The sequence below is a fragment of the Enterococcus sp. C76 genome (assembly GCF_040886985.1).
Lineage (GTDB): Bacteria > Bacillota > Bacilli > Lactobacillales > Enterococcaceae > Enterococcus_B > Enterococcus_B lactis.
Genome location: NZ_JBFOEY010000008.1, coordinates 77331 through 99448 on the forward strand (window position 1 = coordinate 77331; position 22118 = coordinate 99448).

At 36.7% G+C, this 22118-nt stretch carries 19 protein-coding genes and 1 pseudogene; 16 read left to right on the forward strand and 4 right to left on the reverse strand.

Annotated features, from left to right (window positions below; translation table 11 throughout):
• Nucleotides 1-21: 21 nt before the first annotated feature.
• Nucleotides 22-1554, reverse strand: a complete 1533-nt coding sequence (locus AB3I00_RS11015) for an ABC-F family ATP-binding cassette domain-containing protein (RefSeq protein ID WP_086286476.1) — start codon at nucleotides 1552-1554, stop codon at nucleotides 22-24.
• Nucleotides 1555-1787: 233 nt separating this feature from the next.
• Between AB3I00_RS11015 and nagB the strand changes: the two genes are divergently transcribed.
• From nagB to AB3I00_RS11040, 5 genes and pseudogenes are all read left to right on the forward strand, one after another.
• Nucleotides 1788-2489 (forward strand): glucosamine-6-phosphate deaminase, encoded by a 702-nt coding sequence (nagB, locus tag AB3I00_RS11020; protein ID WP_129160116.1) that lies wholly within the window; start codon nucleotides 1788-1790, stop codon nucleotides 2487-2489.
• Nucleotides 2490-2747: 258 nt separating this feature from the next.
• Entirely contained in the window at nucleotides 2748-3461 is a 714-nt protein-coding gene (locus AB3I00_RS11025; protein ID WP_002290559.1) for an MgtC/SapB family protein, read from the forward strand.
• A gap of 179 nt (nucleotides 3462-3640) precedes the next feature.
• Entirely contained in the window at nucleotides 3641-4780 is a 1140-nt protein-coding gene (locus tag AB3I00_RS11030) for an AI-2E family transporter (RefSeq protein WP_002290560.1), read from the forward strand.
• A 380-nt stretch (nucleotides 4781-5160) separates the two neighbouring features.
• Nucleotides 5161-6897 carry a DUF2264 domain-containing protein gene (locus AB3I00_RS11035; protein WP_086286477.1) on the forward strand — a complete coding sequence of 579 codons (1737 nt, stop codon included), beginning with the start codon at nucleotides 5161-5163 and terminating at the stop codon, nucleotides 6895-6897.
• Nucleotides 6884-7717 (forward strand): annotated as a pseudogene (locus AB3I00_RS11040) (hypothetical protein). The gene AB3I00_RS11035 and the pseudogene AB3I00_RS11040 overlap by 14 nt, the downstream one beginning before the upstream one ends.
• A gap of 126 nt (nucleotides 7718-7843) precedes the next feature.
• Here AB3I00_RS11040 and AB3I00_RS11045 read toward each other — a convergent pair.
• From AB3I00_RS11045 to AB3I00_RS11055, 3 genes are all read right to left on the reverse strand, one after another.
• Complete coding sequence (locus AB3I00_RS11045; protein WP_368025208.1) at nucleotides 7844-9631, reverse strand: beta-galactosidase family protein; 1788 nt, start codon at nucleotides 9629-9631, stop codon at nucleotides 7844-7846.
• 15 nt (nucleotides 9632-9646) lie between these two features.
• Nucleotides 9647-10810 (reverse strand): glycoside hydrolase family 88 protein, encoded by a 1164-nt coding sequence (locus AB3I00_RS11050; RefSeq protein WP_002315677.1) that lies wholly within the window; start codon nucleotides 10808-10810, stop codon nucleotides 9647-9649.
• Between the two features lie 126 nt (nucleotides 10811-10936).
• Nucleotides 10937-11644, reverse strand: a complete 708-nt coding sequence (locus AB3I00_RS11055) for a GntR family transcriptional regulator (RefSeq protein WP_002315678.1) — start codon at nucleotides 11642-11644, stop codon at nucleotides 10937-10939.
• A 278-nt stretch (nucleotides 11645-11922) separates the two neighbouring features.
• Here AB3I00_RS11055 and AB3I00_RS11060 point away from each other — a divergent pair, with 278 nt between their 5' ends.
• From AB3I00_RS11060 to AB3I00_RS11110, 11 genes are all read left to right on the forward strand, one after another.
• Entirely contained in the window at nucleotides 11923-13407 is a 1485-nt protein-coding gene (locus tag AB3I00_RS11060; RefSeq protein ID WP_002341159.1) for a PRD domain-containing protein, read from the forward strand.
• Nucleotides 13397-13804, forward strand: coding sequence for a PTS sugar transporter subunit IIA (locus tag AB3I00_RS11065; RefSeq protein ID WP_024635120.1), 408 nt, complete (start codon nucleotides 13397-13399; stop codon nucleotides 13802-13804). Before AB3I00_RS11060 ends, AB3I00_RS11065 begins: the two co-directional genes overlap by 11 nt.
• Nucleotides 13801-14115: a PTS fructose transporter subunit IIB gene (locus tag AB3I00_RS11070; protein WP_002290570.1), complete on the forward strand. Its 315-nt coding sequence runs from the start codon at nucleotides 13801-13803 to the stop codon at nucleotides 14113-14115. Before AB3I00_RS11065 ends, AB3I00_RS11070 begins: the two co-directional genes overlap by 4 nt.
• A gap of 15 nt (nucleotides 14116-14130) precedes the next feature.
• A complete protein-coding gene (locus tag AB3I00_RS11075; protein WP_002290571.1) occupies nucleotides 14131-14583 on the forward strand; it encodes a fructose PTS transporter subunit IIA in 453 nt (150 codons plus the stop codon).
• A 16-nt stretch (nucleotides 14584-14599) separates the two neighbouring features.
• Nucleotides 14600-14920 (forward strand): PTS fructose transporter subunit IIB, encoded by a 321-nt coding sequence (locus tag AB3I00_RS11080; protein WP_002315681.1) that lies wholly within the window; start codon nucleotides 14600-14602, stop codon nucleotides 14918-14920.
• A 19-nt stretch (nucleotides 14921-14939) separates the two neighbouring features.
• Nucleotides 14940-16037, forward strand: coding sequence for a PTS fructose transporter subunit IIC (locus AB3I00_RS11085; RefSeq protein WP_368025210.1), 1098 nt, complete (start codon nucleotides 14940-14942; stop codon nucleotides 16035-16037).
• A 56-nt stretch (nucleotides 16038-16093) separates the two neighbouring features.
• Nucleotides 16094-16783, forward strand: a complete 690-nt coding sequence (alsE, locus tag AB3I00_RS11090) for a D-allulose 6-phosphate 3-epimerase (RefSeq protein ID WP_002290574.1) — start codon at nucleotides 16094-16096, stop codon at nucleotides 16781-16783.
• Between the two features lie 212 nt (nucleotides 16784-16995).
• The gene (locus tag AB3I00_RS11095) at nucleotides 16996-17922 is read left to right on the forward strand and encodes a PTS mannose/fructose/sorbose transporter subunit IIAB (protein WP_368025211.1); all 927 of its coding nucleotides are present in this window, start codon (nucleotides 16996-16998) and stop codon (nucleotides 17920-17922) included.
• A 23-nt stretch (nucleotides 17923-17945) separates the two neighbouring features.
• Nucleotides 17946-18743, forward strand: coding sequence for a PTS sugar transporter subunit IIC (locus AB3I00_RS11100; protein WP_002341162.1), 798 nt, complete (start codon nucleotides 17946-17948; stop codon nucleotides 18741-18743).
• Nucleotides 18730-19536, forward strand: coding sequence for a PTS system mannose/fructose/sorbose family transporter subunit IID (locus AB3I00_RS11105; protein ID WP_033650113.1), 807 nt, complete (start codon nucleotides 18730-18732; stop codon nucleotides 19534-19536). The genes AB3I00_RS11100 and AB3I00_RS11105 overlap by 14 nt, the downstream gene beginning before the upstream one ends.
• Nucleotides 19537-19671: 135 nt before the next feature.
• A complete protein-coding gene (locus AB3I00_RS11110; RefSeq protein WP_368025213.1) occupies nucleotides 19672-22089 on the forward strand; it encodes a polysaccharide lyase 8 family protein in 2418 nt (805 codons plus the stop codon).
• Nucleotides 22090-22118: the final 29 nt, after the last annotated feature.

The window sequence follows — 22118 nt, forward strand, 5'->3', positions numbered from 1 at the left end:
TTTTTTTGTCTTTTTGTCTCATTATTTTGGCTCGATCTCAATAACTCGTTGAACAAGATCTTGATAAAATTCTTGTTCATGAGAGACGATGATCACCGTTCCTGGAAATTTCTGAATGCCATCTTGTAAGCTTTCTTTCGTTTCTTGATCAATATGGTTCGTCGGTTCATCGAGAATCAGTAAATTACCTTGGTTCATTGTCAACTGTGCAAGTTTCACCTTGGTTTGTTCTCCACCACTTAATGTAGTGAGAGGTTCGCTTGCTAATTGATTGACTAGTCCAGCTTTAGCTAATTGGCGACGTAATTCTTTGATAGTTGCTTTTGGAAATTGACTACTTAAGTATTGTAGTGGTGTTTCTAATGGATTTTCCCAGTACAGATCTTGTGAAAAGTAATTGATTTTTGTGTTATCTGGGAAGTGGAAATCGCCACTTATTTTTTCGATCTCACCAATCAATGTTTTTAACAAAGTAGATTTCCCAATCCCGTTGAAGCCTCGAATGGCAATATTTTCACCAAACCGGATGGTCAAATTGATGGGTGCAAGTAGCGGTCGATCATAGCCGATGACTAAATCAGTTGTTTCCACTGCCAACGTCGTGACAATAGGAGAGAATGGAAAATCAAAGACAGCTTTACTTGCTGAAGCGGGAGGTGTCAGCCGTTCGATTTTATCTAATTGTTTTTGTCGGCTTTTTGCCATCGTTGATCGGGAACCGGCTTTGTATTTCCGAATATAAGCTTCGGTCTTTTCGATTTGTTTTTGTTGAGCATGATATTGGCGCAAATAGCTTTCGCGATTTTGTTCCTTTTGTTTTAATGCTTGTTTTAGATGGCCAGTATACTTAGTAATCTTTCCAAACTCGATGTCTGCGATATGGGTGGTGATCTGATCAAGAAATTCTTGGTCATGGGAAATCACGATATACGCACCGTCAAAATCCTGAAGAAACTGCGTCAGCCATTGGATATGCTGATCATCTAAGTGATTGGTTGGTTCATCTAAGATCAGAACATCTGGGTTTTCTAAAAGTAGTTTTGCTAAAATCACCTTTGATCGTTGTCCACCACTTAGATTTTTCAACAGTGAATCTAAACCTAAGACATCGATTCCCAACCCGCTGCTCATCTCAGCAACTAAGGTGTCGATTTGATAAAACACTCCTTGGTCTAATTCCGTTTGGAGTTTCCCAGCTTTTTCCAGCAAGGAATCATCGAAGGTCTCGCTATATGTTTGGTAAAGAAAAGCAATTTTTTCTTCCTTTTCGTATTCTTTTGCGTACGCAGTTTTTAGAAATTCTTCGATCGTTAATGTTTCATCGACTTCTATATATTGATCGAGGTAACCTTTATGAATATTTTTTTGCCAATGGATCTGTCCGTCATCTGGCAGGATCTCACCAGTGATGATTTTAATCAATGTACTTTTGCCGGCTCCGTTTTGTCCGATCAGCCCAAGATGTTCGCCAGCGTTTAATTGCAGATCGACTCCTTCATAGAGGATTTTATCGCCGAACTGCTGGGTGATGTTGTTTAATGTCAGTATACTCATAATAACTCCTTTTTCATAAAAAAACTGCAGACATAAAGCGTCCACAGTGAATCAAGTGCTTGGTTTTCATGCAACATGGATTGTTTGATTGAACCATCTTATGAAACCTAACACGGATGCCCTTTTGTTGTCAAGAAAATGAAAAAAATAGAATTTGGTCTATACTGATTATTGTAAAAAGAAAAAAAGAATGCTATAATTGGGCTATACCAAAACACAAAGGAGCAATCACTATGGAAATCATTCGTGTAAAAAACGCTGAAGAAGGCGGAAAAAAAGCATTTGAAATCATCAAAGAAGGTATGAACAAAGGTGCAAAAGTATTAGGATTGGCAACAGGAAGCACACCAGTTACTTTATATAAAGAAATGACTTCAAGCGATTTGGATTTCAGTGAAATGACTTCTGTAAACTTAGATGAGTACGTTGGACTAGGTGGTTCAGATGAACAAAGCTACCGCCATTTCATGGATGTCCAATTATTTGATAAAAAAACATTCAAAGAAACATTTGTACCAGATGGGAAAGCAGAAGATCTGGAAGCAGCATGCAAAAAGTATGATCAAATCATCGATGCTCATCCAATCGATATCCAAATTTTAGGAATCGGGCAAAATGGACATATCGGTTTCAATGAACCTGGTGCTTCATTTGACGGAACAACTTCAGTAGTTGATTTGACAGAATCAACGATCAATGCAAACAAACGATTCTTTGATAAAGCAGAAGATGTACCAACAAAAGCTGTTTCAATGGGAATTGGCTCGATCATGAAAAGTAAAGAAATCGTCTTGATGGCGTTTGGCGAAAGCAAAGCTGATGCAATCAAAGGGATGATTGAAGGACCTGTAACGAATCATTTACCAGCAAGTGTATTGCAAAACCACGACAATGTCGTTGTGATCATCGATGAAGAAGCAGCAAGTAAATTGTAATTTACAAAAGAGGCTGGGACAGAAGCGTTTAACTCCAAGAAATAAGAAGGAATTCACGAAAATTGCTTTTCAAATTTTTGTGAATTTCAGCTTATTTCCGAAGGAGTTGCTTCTGCTTCCGCCGTTTACACATGTTTAGAGCGTGAGACAAAAGTTTTTCTTTACTTTTGTCCCACGCTCTTTTTCGTAAGAGGTAAAAATTGCACTTTTTTTGTCTGCTCCTTTCAGACATGATATATTGGACAGGAGGGTGTTTAGATGAATGATATGGTATTGACAATTCCAGAGATTATTTTACGTTTAGGGATCGCTATGCTATTTGGCGGAGCAATTGGCTTTGAGCGACAATATAAAAATCGCCCAGCAGGGATGCGTACACATATTTTAGTTTGTATGGGAGCATGTATCATTGCATTGATCCAAGTCGAGATCGCTAGTGGAGCATTAAGAGATGCTTTAGCGTATCCACAGCTTGCTGGAACGATCCGTTCAGATGAAGCAAGGCTGATTGCTCAAGTAGTGAGTGGCGTCGGTTTCTTAGGTGCTGGAACGATCATCGTCACGAAACAATCAGTGACGGGACTTACGACTGCCGCTTCTTTATGGGCTATTGCCGGATTAGGGATCGCCATCGGCATGGGTTACTATTCCATTGCGATCATCAGTTTTATCGGGATTGCTATTGCACTCACAGTAGTGAAACGCGTGATCCATGTACCTACGACTAAAAAGTTAGAAATCCAATTTATCCATAGAAAAGAAACCAAAGATTTTCTTACCGATTATTTTGAAGAGAAAAATATCGTGATCGAAGATGTGAATTTTGATGTGAAATTCGTTGATGACTATCGTGTATATAAAAATATATATACGATCGATCTTCCTAAAGGACTCACTTATGCCGATGTGATCGAGGAATTGTCCGTGCACAAAAATATCACAAAGCTGCATTTAGTCAGTATTGCGCAATAAACGATCTGCCCAAAACGATTTTTATTTTGGGCGGATCGTGTTTTTGTTGAAGTACTCTTCTGATCAGTATAATACCTTTCCTTTTTTATTTTGTTTTTTTTTAAGCAAATGAAAATCTCAGCGCGTAATTCTTTGTTAAATGATAAAATAGAAGTATCAAAGGAATTTGGAGGAGAGGTATGCAATCACGTTTTAAACAATCAAAATTATTTTTCTGGACAGTGGAGCTAGTACTCACGATCGTCGGCGTGTATTTTATTTTACAAATGCCGAATATTTTTAGTCCAATATTGAAAATGCTTTCGGCTATTTTTTTGCCGTTGCTTGTGGCTGGTTTTATCTATTATATGTTCGATCCAATCGTTGTTTTTCTCGAAAAGCATCGGATTCCGAGAGTGTTCGGTTTTTTATTGACATTTTTGGTCGTGATCATTTTAGTTGTTTTGACTGTCATGAATGTAGTGCCTCAGTTAGTGGAGCAGACGATTCAATTGACTCAGAGCCTGCCAATCTATGCAGATGAAACAAGCAAATGGTTAAATGAATTGGCGCAGCGAGAAGAGTTTAAAAATTTCAATTTGGAAGAACAATTAGCATCAGCGAATTTATCTCTCAGTAATTTGTTCAATATCATATTGGTCAGCTTATCTGCAAGTGTCACTAAAATCATTTCATTCATGATGCAATTTTTTATTTTGTTATTTACCGTTCCATTTATCTTGCTGTTTATGTTTAAGGATGGACACAAATTTATTGATGCGTTGTCTCATTTTTTTCCGAAAGCGATTCGTAAAGAGTTGCGCCAAACAGTGAAAGAATTAAATGAAACATTGTCTGCCTATATCAGCAGTACGATCTTAGATGCTTTGATTATTGGTGTGATGAGCTTTTTGGCAATGAGAATATTCAATCAGCCTTATAGCTTATTGCTTGCGGTCATTTGCGGCATCACGAATATTATCCCATATGTCGGCCCTTTTATTGGAGCAGTACCAGCAATCATTGTCGGTTTGTTTATCTCTCCATTTCAAGCTTTGTACATGGCGTTGTCGATTCTAGTGATCCAACAATTAGATGGAAATTTGATCAAGCCGTTGTTGTTTGGGAAATCAATGAATATCCATCCACTGACGATCATCTTGGTATTGATTGGAGCAGGAAGTGTCGCAGGAATATTAGGCATGCTGATTTGTATACCTGTCTATGCAGTCATTAAGACGATAATATTAAATATCCGGAAAATCTATTTATTGAGAAGAATGGAACATGTTTCTGAAAAGTTAGATAGTCCAAAAGTGCTGGAAGAAACAAGTGAATAAGCCTATTTAAAAGGGGATCTTAGCGTTCGTTTTATTTAGATGTATGCTGAGATTCTTATTTATATGATCCAGTGGATGCTTTTTTATAACCTAACCGTTCCGTCCTGTTTAGGGTGGACGAATTAACAAATCATGGGGTAAATATTGTTTACTGGAAATGGCTCAAAGGTATATTAGATTTCTTTCATTTTAGATAGAGTAAGTAAAACGAAGAAATCACAAGAAATGCTTCCAAGAGAAAACAATACTAAGTGTGCTAACATATTAAGTTTTGATTATCCTGCTTTCTCACTCATTTCATTTTCATCTCACTCAGAAGTCTCTCCTGAAACCGATTTTCTACCATGGTATCCTAAAGAAAAAGAATTCGGAGGGTTGTCATGAATCAGTTAAAACAAAATCTATTTTTGACGCGGCGCGATTTCGAAGAAGCACTAGAGGAGATGATTCTGCCTTTAAAACAGGGACTATTCAATAGTGAAAAACCAGGAGTACGTCTAGGGAGTAGCGGCGCTGTTTATGACGAGAAGAGAGCAGAAATGGAGGCATTTATTCGTCCATTATGGGGACTGGCACCTTATTGGATGAATAATGGGACGAAAGATGAGTTGAAAGACGTCTATCGAAAGAAAATCTTGAAAGGGATGAATCCAAAAGATTCATTTTATTGGGGAGATATTAACGATTATGATCAATATATCGTAGAAATGGCAGCGTTATCTTTGAATCTGTTATTGAATCGAAACTATTTCTTTGATGAACTGTCAGGCACTTCCAAACAACAGATGATTCATTGGCTAAAACAAGCCTTAGATAAAAAAATACCTAAAAATAATTGGACATTTTTCAAAATTTTGATCCGAATCGCTTTAAAACATTGTGGTGAATCATTAGATAAAGAAAAAATGGAAGCAGAATTACGCTTTATTGACACGATGTATGTAGGAAAAGGCTGGTATATCGACGGTAAATCTTCGCAAAAAGATTACTATGTTCCTTTTGCTTTTCATTATTATGGATTGATTTTTGCCAAATTAATGAAAGATGACTTTCCTGAATGGTCAGAAAAATTCATCGATCGTGCAAAAGAGTTTACGAAGGACTATATTTATTATTTCGATTCCGAGGGAGAAGCGTTACCGTATGGACGAAGTCTCATCTATCGATTTGCACAAGGTGCTTTTTTTTCTGCATTGATTTTTGCAGAAGTGGAAGCAATCCCTTGGGGTCAGTTAAAGACGCTTCTTTCCAACCATATGAAGCAGTGGATGACACACGATATCTTTACTTATGACGGACGGCTATCCATTGGGTATCATTATGAGAACCTTGTGATGGCAGAAGGTTATAACGCACCGGGGTCTCCCTATTGGGCATTAAAAGTATTTTTATTACTAGCAACAAAAAAAGAACATCCGTATTGGAAAGCCAAACCTGAACCAGTCAATACCAAAGAGAAAAGATTGATTGATAATGGAAATATGCTTTTGTGTCAGGCAAAAGAAGGAAAACATGTACTTGGTTATCCATATGGTTTGATGATTGATGGCCAAGCGCATGCCCTAGCGAAGTATAGTAAGTTTGTCTACTCTACTAAATTCGGCTTTAGTGTGCCAAAAGCGGGAATCACATATGGAGAAGGGGCATTTGATAATACATTAGCTCTTTCAAGAGACGGTGAATATTTCAGGACAAAGAAAAAGGTACGAAGTAGTGAAGCAACAGAGACTTCTGTTATGTATGAATGGCAACCATTCCAAGAAGTGCTGATCCAAACAGAAATTTACCCATTTGGTGAATGGCATGTTCGATTCCATGAGATATATACGACGATTCCTTTAGAGATAAGAGAAGGCGGATTTAGTCTTTTGGTAAAAGAACCAGAAATAACTTTGGCGAAAGACTGTGCAAAAATAAAAGAAACGCATGTGTCTCAAATCATTGCAATTGAGGGGTATGAAGAAGCAGGGATTCAGGTGCTAGAACCAAATACTTCTGTATTCTTTCCAAGAACCAATCTTCCCTATTTGAAAAAGAAAATCGAACCTGGTACCCATCGCTTTATTTGTTTAGTTGGCGGAATAATAAATGGAGGAGAAAAAAATGATCCAAATTGATCTAAAAAATAAAAATAATCAAGTAGTTATTGGCAAAATCGATCACGAGAAAAAAGAAACCGCATTTTCTGCAAATGGAGAAGAAATAGCAGTTTTAGCAATCAAAAATCACACATATGAAGTAGGAGACAAACTGGTCATAACGAAAGAGAAAAATGATCACTATTTTGTTGTGCAATTAGATGAAACATTGGCACCGACACTTCTTTATATTCCAGAGAAGAAATGGGAATATGTGATTCCGCTAGAAGAAACGAAAGCTTCAGTAGAGACGGGATTTCGTTCAAAAAGACATCACATATATGTTCGTAAAGCCTATGATTTTGAAGTGGAAAGCTATCGGAATGTATCTACAAACCCTCATGATCAAAAATTGTTCAGTGGAGCATATCCACATGCATATGCTAATGTAGAGACGAGAAATGATGTGACTTTTTTTGCTAAAAATGCGATTGACGGAAAGTTTGGTAATCGCTAACATGGATCCTATCCATTTACTTCTTGGGGAATCAATCAGCAAAAAGATGCAACTTTGACGATCGACTTTGGACGCTCAATCCAAACCGATCGAGTAAATCTTTTGTTTCGAGGAGATTATCCACATGATAGCTATTGGACAGAAGTTTCTATTTGTTTTTCTGATGGAGAAACAATAAAAGTAGCAACAACAGATACGCTTGAATTTCAATCGTTTTACTTTCCTGAAAAAATGACGAGTTCAGTTACTTTGAAAAATTTGAAAAAAGCAGAAGATACGTCACCATTCCCAGCATTAACACAAATTGAGATTTTCGGACGAGAAGTAATCACTTGTACTTGATTAAGAGAAATAATGATAGAAAAGCTATTCACTATAAAAGGGAATCCGTTTTGAAAATCGAATAATGATTTTCGTAGGACTCCCTTTTTGTATAAGCTAATTTACAGGATGATTATTTTGAATCGTTCATGACAAATCTTTTTTTATTGGTTGATCTGAAAAAATCAATGTATCAATCGATATACCTTCTGTTTCAAAAATAATCACTTCATTTCTGCCTTTTTTTAGTACATCTTTTGGACAATATAGTGATAAAACAGGCCCATGATTCCAGTACCTCCCAAGATTGAATCCATTGATGATGACGACCCCCTTACCATATAAAGAACAATCGATATAAGTATCTGCTTCTTCAGCAAGATCAAACTCAAATTGATAAAAAGAAGGCTGTGACGGGTCTTTGCCAGCGGAATAGTCGATTTTATCTAGTTGAGCTTGTTCGAAAGTCAATGGGTAATGGCGGTATCCAAGATGGAAATGGATATCTTGCATAACACCATTGCGAATCCCTTTTGATTGGGAGGGACTATTCAATTTTGCACCGTAATTGACTCTTCCTAAATTCTCAACTAGAACATCTAATGCGATAGTGGGCTGATTTTTTTGTCCTTCAATCATCATTTCATCACCCAGTGTTTCTTGTGTTTGCGTTTGATTGTATTTGCCGTCAATATATATTTGTGCACGATCGTTTGTTTCGATTAAACGTAATTTATTTTTATGTCCGTAGTTTTTTAAGGTAAGTGAATATAATAAATAGCCGTAGCCATTGCTTGCTTGTTCCATTGTCAAAGGGTAATCTGTTTTGATTTCTTCACAAATCTGTTCTTTTATATGAAATAGAGAAACGCTTTTATTTACCGGATAAGTCCCTAGATTTTTTAACGTTTTTGTTCGGGGCTCTGCTTGCCAAACAGATGGACAAACTTCTTTGATGACCCTTTGAACTGCATAATATTTCTCAGTAGGTTGTCCAGCTTCGTTTAATAGTGCATCGTAATCATAGCTTGTGATTTGCGGAAGATCTGTATTGCCTCGAGCAGAACACCCATTATAAAAACCAAAATTTGTTCCCCCGTGGAACATATAAAGATTCAAGGAACCAATTTCTAACATCTCTTTTACTTCAGTTGCTAATTCTTCGGGATCACGCGTAATGATAGGTTCTCCCCATCGATTAAACCATCCATCCCAATACTCCATACACATGATCGGCCAATTTTTTTGATGATTCTGCATAAATTCTTTTAAGACCTGCGCATTTTCTTTTGAGTGGCTTCCAAAATTACCAGTCACAAAAATGTCTTCATCAATTAATGTACCAGCATCTAACACCTCTAGCCAAGCACCATCGGAGGTAAATAAAGGAACATCAATCGAATGTGCAAGCATCAATTCTTTTGTTTGGCGTAAATAAGATTTTTCCATTCCGTAAGAACCGTATTCATTTTCGAGCTGCATCATGATGACTGGACCACCTTGTGTGATCTGAAGAGGTGCAAGTTTTGGTAGAAGTACTTGATAATAATTTTTCAATTTTTCCATAAATCGAGGATCGGTAGAACGTACTCTTATATCAGGTTCTTTCAATAACCAAGCAGGTAATCCACCAAATTCCCATTCAGCGCAAATGTAGGCGCAAGGACGTAAAATTACCATCAAGTCTAATTCTTGAGCAATTTTTACAAATTGAACGATATCTTTGAATCCGGAAAAATCAAAGGAACCTTCTTGTGGTTCGTGAAGATTCCACGGAATATAAGTTTCAACCGTATTTGCTCCTAGTGCTTTTAAATTATATAAACTGTGCTCCCATTGAGAAGGGGGTATTCTGAAATAATGGATTGCCCCACTAATGATTTTTGTAGGAATACCGTCGACTAAAAATTCGTCTTTTATTTTAAATGTTTGCATGTCTATTCATTCTCCTTACCAGTAAGTGTTCCATTCAGGTTTTGCTAAACGCATAAGTGCTTCTAAATAAAAGTAGTCGCCCCATAGATTTGGCTCATCGACTCCTTTTCCTTCCGCATGAGCATAAACGCCATGTAAAAGCAATCCTTCATTTTCTGGATCATTTTTAGCAGTATAGTGTGTTCCTAATTGATAAATCATTCCTTTTGCTATTTCTTTTGCTTTAGGATACGCTTCCATTTTTTCTGCTTCTAATAATCCACATGCAGCAATCGCTAGAGAAGAACTGTCTTTATCTGATGGAAAATCATCATTGAAATCAAAATCCCAGTAAGGTACAAAATCTTGAGGTAAATGTTCTAAGAAAACATCGACGATCGCTTTGTAGTTCAATGGAAAAGGAACAGAATGCAAGTATCGCTCGTTTAGTGGAATCCCTAAAATCGCCCAACTTTGCCCTCTAGCCCAGATCGACTCATCACTATGACCTTGATGCGTTGCACCATGTGTTGGAACTCCTGTGTTTGAGTCAAAGTAATAGGTATGGAAAGTGGTGGCATCTTCACGAATCACGGTATGCAACAATGTCTGGTAATGCTTGAAAGCCACTTCTTTATAATGTGGGTCATTAGAAAGCGTACATGCTTGGAACAACAAAGGAAGATTGATCAAAGAATCAATAATCAAACGGTATTCGAGAGGATCACCGTATGCTCCCCAAGCTTGGATAAAATTCCCTTTGTTCTGAAATCTTGCCACTAAAATATTTGCAGCTTGTAAAAACGATTCTTTACACAACTGACTATCCACGACTTTATACCCGGCTCCAGCGGATAAACTATAAAGAAAACCGATATCATGATGATCAAGGACGAAGTGTTGGTCTAAGCGTTTTTGAAAGCTATGGATATTTTCCATTGCACGTACTAGAAATTTCTCTTCTTTTGTCCATTCATAAGATAACCAAAGCATTCCCGTCCAAAAACCATTTGTCCAATCATCATTTTTTTTGATTCGATATTTTCCGTTTGTTGCACAAGCTGAAGGGAAATCTAACCCGAAACGAACCATATTTTTTTTGATACGCATCATGCACCATTCAAATTGTTCATCCAACCAATTTTTATCTACAAATGTTCCCAATTCAATCAACATTTCCTTTTTTTGTTGAATATTCATAGTTACCTCCTCTTAAAATGTTAACATATTAACTTAAAAGTAGTATACCGTATTTAGGAAAAAAAAGCGAGTATTGAAGAGGATTTAAAAAAGTTTATTAGAAGAGAGCAAACAAAAAAGTGAAAGCTATTCCGCTTCCACTTCAATTTTTGTTTTAAAGTATTTCCAATGTTTATAACTGATGATATATTCTGCTACACTTTGATCTGCTAAGTAAGAGTGTTTGATTTGTTGGACAACAGGTTCTCGGAAACTTAGATTTAATAGATTAAGTAGTTCTGCATTCTCCGGGAAAACAATTTCATTTGTTTCCACAGAAGCAAGGGAAAAAAGATCAATCCCAAAATCTTTACGAACTTTTTCGTATATACTTGAATAGACAGAAATATCTTTTGCTATTGGTTCTTTCACTAATTTTTTTGGTAAGTGAGTGATGTGGACCAAAAAGGGTGTGTCTTCAAAGAAACGAACACGTTTAATTTTATAGTAAGAAGCATTTGCTGGTAAGCCTAATTCCTTTAAAATATCCATTTCATTTTCTTCCTCAATCGAGAGTACTTTAACTTTTTCTTTATCTAAAGAATGTAGTTCGATATCAGAGAATTTCACACTTTGAGAAACTTTTGATTTTGAAACGAATGTTCCTTTTCCTTGGATACGATAGAGATAGCCTGCAGCAGTTAGTTCATTGAGAGCCTTGACTGCAGTAATTGAACTAACAGAATATTTCCGTTTGATATCTGCTTCTGAGTAAAATTTATCACCAGGAATAAAGTGGTGGTTTTTGATTTCTTCAAGTAAGTCTTGCTTGATTTGCTCGTATTTAGGAATCATATTAGAAGTCTTCCTTTCTTACAACATCATTATCTAATAGGATAACATGTTAACATATCCAAATCAATTAAAACCCATGAATTCTGCTATTGCAGAAGTAAATAAAATTATGATGGTAGATGAAATTAGTGGAACTTTATAAAAATAATAGAAGTAAAATTGGGATAAAACATCACACTTTAGAAAGCGGATACAAAAATGTCTGATGCAATGGACAAATTTCAGTGAAACAGATGGAATAAAAATGGTTATGATAAAGATGCAAAGGGGGAAGGATCATGACTAGTCAAATGAATCGAGAAAATAAATTAGTGTTGCTATTGTCAAAACAAAATCATTACATGACTTCAGAAGAATTAGCTGATTTATTAGATACCTCGACTAAAACGGTCTACCGCTTAGTAAAAAAAATAAATACAGAATTTCAAAATGGTCACTTGATTTTATCAGAAAAGGGGAAAGGGTATAAATTAGACTACGAAAAATTTATTGAACGAAACAAAGAAACAAATAATCTATCGATTAGTCTATCGCCAAATGAACGTCAGAATCGTGTAATGGAGGAACTTTTACTGTCTTCACCAAGAGCAATCAGGATATCTGAGCTTTTTAATGCCTACGAGGTGGGTGATTCGGCAATTTCCAATGATGAGAAAAGTATCGCACAAAAGTTGAGGAAGTTTGATCTTCAATTGATTCGAAAAAATCGGACATTAGCCATCAAAGGTTTAGAAGAAGATATACGTAGAGGGCTTGCAGAAGTTATTTGGCGCATGAATATCCTTGATATCGATGAAATAAATGCTTCGAAAACGTTCAACTTCAATCGTTACGATGTCTTGTTCGTTTCAGATCAATTAAAGCTAATCGAAAAAATATTAGAAGGTGGACTTCCTTATCCTTACAATGTCAATATTTTTTCACATCTGTATATCTTGATCAGTCGCTCAAGGAAGAGGAGTGCTCCCGCCAGAGAAGAGGAACTAACCACGCAACAAATTGAATTCTTTGAAAAAGATAACCAAATTAAAAAAACAGCCGAAATCGTTATACAAAATGTTGAAAAATATCTGGCAACTTCGTTATCTGTGAATGAATCTTACTATCTCTATCAGTATCTAGTTTCCTCAAGAATGGAAAAAACAACAAAAGAAATAAAAAAATTTCCAGAAGAGGTAGAAAAAATCACTACTTACTATTTAGAAGAAGTAGGCAAACGAATCAATATGAAAGTGACAAATGAAAGTATTTTTATTGATCTAGCCAATCATATCAAACCAATGATCAATCGCTTAAAAAATCGTATCCACGTAAAAAATGGCTTGTTGGACCAAATTCAGCTGACCTATGAAAAAATCTATAACAGTGTGTCTGAAGTATCTAAAGAAGTCAGTCAGCACTTCAAATTACCTCTAATCAATGCAGATGAGATTGGCTTCATAACGTTGTATTTCGCACGGATGTTAGAAACACAACAATTACCGATTCAAACTTTGATTATGTGTACGACAGGTATTGGAACTTCTGAATTGTTGAAAGCAAAAATCATCAAAAAATTTCCAGACTTAAATATAGTAGATGTCATTGCGACAAAAAACTATCGTACGGCTTTAGAAAAAAATCCGAACATCGAATTGATTTTGACAACTGTTGGAATCCGCTCACGATTAGGAGTCCATACATTACTTGTTAGTGCGATGCTAACAGCAGATGATCAATCACGAATCCAGAAAAAGATTGGGGAAATCTATAATGAAAGATGAGTTCATCGAAAGAATCGAAGTATCCGTTACTTCTCAACGAGAGGCATATCATTGGTTAGCAAGTTCACTTTACCCTGGAGAAGAAGAGAAAATAAGCATATTGATGGAAGCTTTTCTTATGCGTGAACAAAATGGAAATATTCAAATTGAAGAGGGGATCATTCTTCCTCATATTGAACATGAGTTGATCACTGAATCAAAAATCATCATTTTGTATCCCAAAAAAACCATTATTCAATGGAACGAAGCAATCGAACAAGTCGATTTGATTCTTTTTGTATTGCTTTCACCAAACGAAACTACGGAAAAAAAGAAGAAAATAGCAAATTTTATGAGATGTTTAGCGGACGAAACATTTATGCAAACATTAAAGAAAATAAGGAGAGATAAAAGATGAAAATCGTAGGAGTAGCCGCATGCACAGTTGGGATTGCCCATACGTATATTGCACAAGAAAAATTAGAAAATGCAGCCAAAAAAGCAGGATACGAGATGCATATCGAAACGCAAGGAACGATTGGTATCGAAAATGAATTAACCCCAGAACAAATAAAAGAAGCAGATTTCGTGATTCTGGCAATTGATGTAAAAATAAGTGGCAGAGAACGATTTGAAGGAAAACGTATCATTCAAGTACCGACAGAAATCGCCATCAAATCACCCAATAAACTAATCGAAAAAGGCGTTGAAGTCGTAAAACAAGCGTGAAGGAGTGGAAATGCCATGGAAGTAACAAACATTATCGATCCGAATACGATCAAAACAAACTTAGCAGGAACGACAAAAGAAGAAGTACTTGAAGAATTAGCAACTATATTGTTGGAAAATGCGTATATCACCGATGTAAAAGAATTTATGAAAGATATATATGCTCGTGAGAAAGAAGGGCAGACAGGTATTGGGAACTACATTGCAATTCCTCATGGAAAAAGTGCATCTGTCAAAAAGATCGGGGTAGCAATTGGAGTGACAGCTCGAGAAATCCCTTGGGAAACATTAGATGGTAAAGGGGTAAAAGGAATTATTTTGTTTGCTGTGGGCAATGATAATGAAGGGGCTAAAACTCACTTGAAGTTGTTATCTTTATTTGCAAGGAAACTAGGAAATGATGAAGTTGTTGAGCAATTGATCAAAGCAAAAGAGACAAAAGAGGTCATCGCAGCATTTGCATCATAAAAAGGAGGAAGAAAACATGAAGATCATAGGAGTAGCTGCATGTACAGTTGGGATTGCCCATACGTATATTGCACAAGAAAAATTAGAAAATGCAGCCAAAAAAGCAGGACACGAGATGCATATCGAAACGCAAGGAACGATTGGAATCGAGAATGAATTAACCCCAGAGCAAATAAAAGAAGCAGATCTCGTGATTCTGGCAATTGATGTGAAAATAAGCGGCAGAGAACGATTTGAAGGAAAACGTATCATTCAAGTCCCCACTGAAATAGCCGTAAAGTCACCCAATAAACTGATCGAAAAAGCACAAGAAATAATTGAAAAACAACTTGTTTGATCATAAGGAGGGAAAAAAGATGGAAAAGATAAAAAAGTTAAATTTAAAGGGACATTTATTGACAGCGATTTCTTATTTGATTCCAATCGTTTGTGGAGCAGGGTTCTTGATTGCTATCGGGATGGCGTTCGGTGGAACAAGTCAAGGGACACTGGTACAAGGTAAATTTTCTTTTTTTGATGCTTTAGCAACAATGGGAGGCGCTGGTTTAGGGTTACTTCCTGTAGTCATTGCAACAGGGATTTCTTATTCTATTGCAGCAAAACCAGGGATTGCTCCAGGGTTCATCATCGGATTGACAGCGAATGCTATTGGGGCTGGTTTTATTGGGGGGATACTAGGTGGCTATCTTTCTGGATTCCTCGTGTTAGCTATTTTAAACCATGTGAAAGTCCCAAATTGGGCAAAAGGACTGATGCCAACATTGATTGTTCCATTTGTTGCTTCTATCCTAGGTGGGTTAATCATGGTCTATATCATTGGAACACCTGTTGCCTTGTTTACGTCTTTTCTTACGAATTTCTTAGATGGATTAGGTAATTCGTCCTTGTTGATTTTTGGCGGTGTAATCGGCTTACTAAGTGGCGTTGATTATGGTGGACCAATTAACAAAACTGTTTTTGCCTTTGTTCTCACAATGCAAGCAGAAGGAATCAATGGGCCAATTACAGCCCTCCAATTGGTAAATACGGCGACGCCTATTGGTTTTGGATTAGCTTACTTTGTCGCAAAAATATTTCGGAAAAACATCTATACAAAAGTGGAAGTCGAAACATTGAAATCAGCTGTTCCAATGGGTGTGATCAATATCGTCGAAGGTGTGATCCCACTAGTGATGAATGATATCGTCCGAGGTGTGGTTGCTACGGCTATTGGCGGATTTGCTGGTGGTGCAACGACAATGATCCTAGGCGCCGATGCAACAGTACCCTTTGGCGGCGTATTGATGATTCCGACGATGTCCAGACCTTGGGCAGGCGTGATAGCAATCTTAGTGAATGTTCTTGTGACAGCCGTTGTTTTGGCAATTATCAAAAAAGATGTGGGGAAAGAAGTCGAATCCGTAGTGGAAAAGGAAGAAGAAGATATTGACTTGGGAGACATTCAGATTTTCTAAGTCCTTCATTTAGTCGGGGATTCAATCATTGATTTTTAAATAAAGGAGTCTTATATATGAGTAAAGTTTTGTTCTCACCATCTTTAATGACGATGGATCTAGATAAATTTAAGGAACAAATTGAGTTTTTGAATCAGCATGTCGATTCTTATCATATCGATATCATGGATGGACATTATGTACCTAATCTGACATTGTCTCCATGGTTCATTGAGGAAGTACGAAAAATCAGTCATTTACCAATGTCTGCCCATTTAATGGTCACAGACCAAAGTTTTTGGGTGAATCAATTGATTGCACAAAAATGCGAATGGATTTGTATGCATGTCGAATGTTTAGACGGGCTAGCCTTTCGATTGATCGATCAGATCCATGCTGCAGGGCTAAAAGCAGGAGTTGTATTAAATCCTGAAACACCTATTGAAACTATTTTCCCTTATATTGATTTAGTGGATAAAATCACTATCATGACAGTCGATCCCGGTTTTGCTGGACAGCGCTTCATCGAAAGCACATTAGATAAAATCGTTGATTTAAGAAAACTTCGTCAAGAAAAGGGATATCATTATTTGATCGAAATGGACGGATCTTCGAATCGAAAATCATTTAAGCGAATTGATCATGCCGGACCAGATATCTATATCATCGGCCGTAGTGGATTATTTGGTTTAGACGAAGACATTGAGAAATCATGGGCCATCATGAAAAGAGACTATGAGGAAACAACTGGAAAAAGTATAGAATAAGGAAATAGTTAAAAAGGTGAGAGGCAAAAGTTTAAGAGCTACTTTTGCCTCTCACCTTTTTTGTATGCTGATACTTTTTAGATAATTGTACAGAAATAAAAAAACATAACATGTTAAGATGTTAGGTTTACGAATGAGATAAACTATGTTATAGTGTGTTTGTACAAAAGATAATATGTTAAGTAGGATTTTATTTTTGGGGAGGAAAAGTGATGCAGAATATTATATTGATTAGTCATGGCAGTATGGCTGAAGGCGTCAAGGCAAGTTTAGAAATGATCGTCGGAAAGCAAGATCATGTTCATGTCGTTGCGTTGACGCCTGATGGAGACAATCGGCAATTCGAAGAAGAATTATTAAAAAAAATGAAAGCCCTTAACGGCTCATCCTTGATTATTGCAGATCTTTTAGGTGGTACGCCATGTAATGTAGCATTAAACAACTATCTAGAATCAGAAAATGTAGAAATTATTGCAGGGATGTCTTTACCATTAGTCATAGAAGCAACGTTGAATTCAACTGCTACGGTAAAAGAATTGATCCAAGCAGCAACAACTGGCATTGTTGATGTGAAGCAAAAAATGAAACAAACAGAAATCGAAAAAGAACCAAGCCTTCCAATGGATAATAGCCAATTGTATGAGGCATATAAAGGAAAAGAAAATATCGTGAATGTCAGGATAGACGAGCGTTTGATCCATGGACAAGTTGCGGGCATCTGGGCGCCCAGTTTGCACACACAGCGAATCATTGTGATCAACGATGAAGCAGCAGCAGATACGTTACAAAAATCTTCCTTAAGAATGGCAGCGCCTACATCAATGAGACTTTCAGTTTTGCCGGTTGAATCTGCTGCGAAAAATATACGTTCAGGAAAGTATGGAAAACAGCGTCTATTCCTAGTATTCAAAAATCCAACAGATGTCTTACGTTATTTGAAAGCCGGAGGAAAGCTAACACACGTAAATGTTGGAAATATGAGTTATAAAGAGGGATCAAAAGACATAACAAAAAGTATCAAAGTATTAGAAGAAGAAATTGATGTGTTCGAATCAATTGCAGCAATGGATATAAATGTAACCGCTCAATTGGTACCAAATGATCCAGTTATTGACTTCATGGATAAACTGAGAAATTAAACAAAAATGAGGAGGAAGAAAGTATGCACTTAGCAGCGTATCAAATTATTCTTATTACGGTTTATGCTTTTATTGCAATCAATGATTCGCTTATTTCAAATACATTAACACAACCAGCCATCGCAGGTATGATTTCTGGAATGATCATGGGAGACTTAAAAACAGGCTTGATGGTTGGAGGTACATTGCAACTAATGAGACTAGGGATTGCGGCTTTCGGTGGGGCATCAGTTCCTGATTATTTCACAGGAGCCGTCTTGGGAACAGTATTTGCGGTTATCTCTGGGAAAGGTGCAGAGTATGGTATAGGATTGGCTGTTCCAGTATCTTTATTGATGTTGCAACTTGATGTAGTCGCTCGCTTTTGTAATGTTTATCTCTTGCATCGTGTAGATAGAGCAATTGATGATATGAAAATCAATCGTATACCGCGATTAGTCTTATCTGGCTCTTTTCTTTGGGGATTATCACGAGCCATTCCGATTTTATTGATGCTTTTAGTCGGTGATGCTGCTGTTTCAACGATCACAGAAAATACACCAGAATGGTTGATGAATGGACTAAAAACTGCTGGTGGGGTGTTACCAGTCGTTGGTGTAGGAATCTTGTTGCATTACCTTCCAACAAAACAATATATTCCTTATTTACTATTGGGTTTCTTTTTAGCCGCTTATTTACAAGTGCCAATGCTTGGTATCTCAATCGTCGGTGTGATTGCTGCAATTATTGTATTTAAAAAAGATAGTGAAAAAGCAGAACATCCGACAGTGACAGCCACAAATAATGGAACATTTGAAGGAGGATATGATGGGGATGAATAACCAGAAATTAACAAAGCAAGAGCTGAATGCGATTAGTTGGCGCTATATTTTAGGAAGTCAGCTGAACTGGAACTATGAACGAATGATGAGTTCTGGCTATTTATATGGGATATTACCAGTATTGAAAAAATTCTATGGTAATGACGAATCACAATTACAGGATATGATGCGTACACATAATCAATTCTTCAATACCAACGCGATTTTCGGAAATTTGATCATGGGGATTGATGTGGCAATCGAAGAAGAAGATGGTTACAAAGCAAAAGACACAATCATTGCCTTAAAAACAGCTTTAATGGGTTCTCTTGCTGGCGTAGGTGATTCATTGTTCCATGTGATTTGGGGAACGATTTTTGGATCGATCGCAGGAACATTAGCTCAAAGTGGCTCAATTGTTGGGTGTGTGATTTGGGTCATCGCGAATATCGCTTTATTATTTGGACGGGCTGCATTATTACCATTAGGATACAAACAAGGAGTCAAACTTGTCACAACTTTGAAAAACAAATTATCTGCATTCACTAATGCCGCAACAGTTTTAGGTGTCACGGTAATTGGTGCTTTGATTCCTTCCGTGGTAAAGGCAACGGTCCCATTTGTTTATAAAAAAGATGGGGTGGAATTAGTTATCCAAGATACATTAGACGCTATTTTACCCTCTCTTGTTCCAGTGTTACTTGTTTTATTAACTTATTGGATGTTGGGACAAAAGAAATTGAATTCCACACGAGTAATCTGGATCATTTTGATTCTTTCCATTGCATTAAGTGCGTTTGGTATTTTAGCTTAAAAAAGGAAAAGTGAGATACGTCCGTTCACGCATTTGTCCAAAAAGTAGAGGCTAAGCGGTTTTCTCATTCACTAAGATAAATGTGATTTTAGCCTCTGTATATTCATACAATCTGATGAGAAAGAGGGAGCAAAGATGGAGAAAAAAGGTTTGGGTAAAAGGCTTCTTTTGATGAGTATGCTTAGTTTAATTAGTTTATTTGGAATGAGTATATCAACCTTTGCCGAGGAAGATGAATTTCAAAAGATGGAAGAACGATGGAAAAGTCAACTTGTCTTTGAAAAAGAAAGTCCGGAAAATGAGTCATTAAGAGCATATATAGAAGCGTTATCAAAAGAAGCGGAAAATTTATATCAAACATTGGATCAATCACCTGACCGGACCTATCTATGGCCACTTGAATCGGGAAATACTTCTTCAGCAGATTTGACGACACAATTTACGAAACTCCAAAAACTTACTTATGCCTATAAAACAAAAGGGACAACACTTTATCAACAGCCAGAGGTTGCTGCAGCAATTAAAGAGGGAATCGATTTTATGATTACCAAAAAAGGATATGATGGGAAAAAGTATTATGGAAATTGGTGGGATTGGCAAATTGGTATCCCACAAAAATTTGTGAATATCCTTCTACTGTTGCACCAAGAGCTATCCAGTGAAAAAATCCAACAATATACAGCTATTTTGAGTCAATATGTACCTGATCCATTCCAGCAATTATATACTAAACCACAAGGTTCATTTGTAGACCTTGCATTTATCCCTAACTTTTCAACGACCGGTGCCAATCGAACAGACTTATCATTGACTGTTTTAGGAGTAGGTATTTTACAAAAAGATGCCACAAAAATCCATCAAGCAGTGAATGGGATCAAAGATGTTTTTCAACTCGTGACAAGTGGCGATGGGTTTTACGCAGATGGTTCCTTTATCCAGCATAATGATATTCCTTATACAGGTTCTTACGGGAATGTACTAATCAAAGGAGTCGGACAGATTTTTACGATTGTGGATGGGACTTCTTATACAGCAGCTTCTGATGCCATTCACGCTTTCGTAGAAAATGTAGAGAAGGCCTTTATTCCTTTGATTTACCAAGGTGAAATGCTTCCCATGGTGAATGGACGCGCTATTTCACGTGCGCCTTCAAAGACGAAGGTAGGATACGGGTCTTCAACGATGTATAATTTATTGATTGTTTCAAAATTTGCACCAGAAGATAAGCAAAAGGAACTAAAAGAAGCAGTCAAATATTGGATGCAATTGAACCCTTCGTATTATATAACGAATGTAAGAGATTATAATGACCTGGTCATGACACTATCCTTATTAGAAGACCAGACGATTTTAGGGAAGGATTTACCATTCATAGGGACAAAAATGTATCATAAAATGGATCGTTTTGTTCAGCGTACCAGTAAGTATATGGTAGGAATCAGTATGTATTCGAACCGTATCTCTTCTTTTGAAGCAGGAAATAAAGAAAACAAACGTGGCTGGCATACATCGGATGGGATGGTCTACTTATATAATGAGGATGATGTACAATTCGGTAAAAGCTATTGGCCGACTGTCGATCCTTATCGATTGCCAGGAACAACGGTCGATACAGTCCCTTTAAAAGATGAAATCTCTTCTTTTACGACTGTGCGATCAAATGAAAAAGCCGTTGGCGGTGTATCAAATGAAGGTCAGGCAGTGGTAGGTATGGCTCTAAATAAAACTGGAACAAAGAATAATGGGACAGTTTTGCCAATGGATGTCAAAGGGAAAAAATCGTGGTTTGTGCTTGACGATCAATTGATTGCGCTTGGTTCGGGAATTACCGGTAACACAAATGCGTCTATTGAAACGGTTATAGATAATCGTTTATTAAACGATCAGTTTACTTATAAAGTTGTAACAGAAACAGGAGAAGTTACCCAGCCAACCGAACAAAGTGAAAAAGAATGGTTATTGTTACAATCAAGTCAACCAGAAACATCGATCGGTTATTATTTTCCTGAGAAAGAAACAGTAAAAGTGATAAGTGAAGAACGGCAAGGTACTTATAGGGAAATCAACGAATCATTTCCCAGTGATGAAGTTTATCATGGAAGTTATCGGAAGTTTTTGATCAATCATGGAAAACATCCAATCAATGAAGCTTATGCATATGTGATATTACCAGGAGTGAACGAAAAAGGATTAAAAGAATATGCAGAAAAAGAACCAGTTACTATTCTTCAAAATACTCCAAAAATTCAAGCAGTAAAAGTAAAAGAATCCGGTTATTTGGGTATCAATTTTTGGGATAATACTGGTGGAGAATTAGATGGATTAAAAACAGATAAACCACTTTCTGTATTAAAGAAAATAAACGAACAAGAAAAAAGTTATACGTTTGCTGATCTTGCTCATACAAAGACGAAAATAACAATTGAATTACCAAATAATTTTGAAGCTATTCGAAGCATGAGTGAAGGAATTACCTATGATGAGCAGATGGGTCGCTTTACTATTGATTTTTCGCAAACATCGGATACACAAAAACAAATTGTCGTGGAATAAAAAAAGCGCACAAGAATAGAATATTCTTG

Excerpts from the sequence above, each read along its gene's own strand:
- AB3I00_RS11015 (WP_086286476.1), bottom strand. The coding sequence starts at position 1,554 with ATGAGTATACTGACATTAAACAACATCACCCAGCAGTTCGGCGATAAA.
- nagB (WP_129160116.1), top strand. The coding sequence starts at position 1,788 with ATGGAAATCATTCGTGTAAAAAACGCTGAAGAAGGCGGAAAAAAAGCA.
- AB3I00_RS11025 (WP_002290559.1), top strand. The coding sequence starts at position 2,748 with ATGAATGATATGGTATTGACAATTCCAGAGATTATTTTACGTTTAGGG.
- AB3I00_RS11030 (WP_002290560.1), top strand. The coding sequence starts at position 3,641 with ATGCAATCACGTTTTAAACAATCAAAATTATTTTTCTGGACAGTGGAG.
- AB3I00_RS11035 (WP_086286477.1), top strand. The coding sequence starts at position 5,161 with ATGAATCAGTTAAAACAAAATCTATTTTTGACGCGGCGCGATTTCGAA.
- AB3I00_RS11045 (WP_368025208.1), bottom strand. The coding sequence starts at position 9,631 with ATGCAAACATTTAAAATAAAAGACGAATTTTTAGTCGACGGTATTCCT.
- AB3I00_RS11050 (WP_002315677.1), bottom strand. The coding sequence starts at position 10,810 with ATGAATATTCAACAAAAAAAGGAAATGTTGATTGAATTGGGAACATTT.
- AB3I00_RS11055 (WP_002315678.1), bottom strand. The coding sequence starts at position 11,644 with ATGATTCCTAAATACGAGCAAATCAAGCAAGACTTACTTGAAGAAATC.
- AB3I00_RS11060 (WP_002341159.1), top strand. The coding sequence starts at position 11,923 with ATGACTAGTCAAATGAATCGAGAAAATAAATTAGTGTTGCTATTGTCA.
- AB3I00_RS11065 (WP_024635120.1), top strand. The coding sequence starts at position 13,397 with ATGAAAGATGAGTTCATCGAAAGAATCGAAGTATCCGTTACTTCTCAA.
- AB3I00_RS11070 (WP_002290570.1), top strand. The coding sequence starts at position 13,801 with ATGAAAATCGTAGGAGTAGCCGCATGCACAGTTGGGATTGCCCATACG.
- AB3I00_RS11075 (WP_002290571.1), top strand. The coding sequence starts at position 14,131 with ATGGAAGTAACAAACATTATCGATCCGAATACGATCAAAACAAACTTA.
- AB3I00_RS11080 (WP_002315681.1), top strand. The coding sequence starts at position 14,600 with ATGAAGATCATAGGAGTAGCTGCATGTACAGTTGGGATTGCCCATACG.
- AB3I00_RS11085 (WP_368025210.1), top strand. The coding sequence starts at position 14,940 with ATGGAAAAGATAAAAAAGTTAAATTTAAAGGGACATTTATTGACAGCG.
- alsE (WP_002290574.1), top strand. The coding sequence starts at position 16,094 with ATGAGTAAAGTTTTGTTCTCACCATCTTTAATGACGATGGATCTAGAT.
- AB3I00_RS11095 (WP_368025211.1), top strand. The coding sequence starts at position 16,996 with ATGCAGAATATTATATTGATTAGTCATGGCAGTATGGCTGAAGGCGTC.
- AB3I00_RS11100 (WP_002341162.1), top strand. The coding sequence starts at position 17,946 with ATGCACTTAGCAGCGTATCAAATTATTCTTATTACGGTTTATGCTTTT.
- AB3I00_RS11105 (WP_033650113.1), top strand. The coding sequence starts at position 18,730 with ATGGGGATGAATAACCAGAAATTAACAAAGCAAGAGCTGAATGCGATT.
- AB3I00_RS11110 (WP_368025213.1), top strand. The coding sequence starts at position 19,672 with ATGGAGAAAAAAGGTTTGGGTAAAAGGCTTCTTTTGATGAGTATGCTT.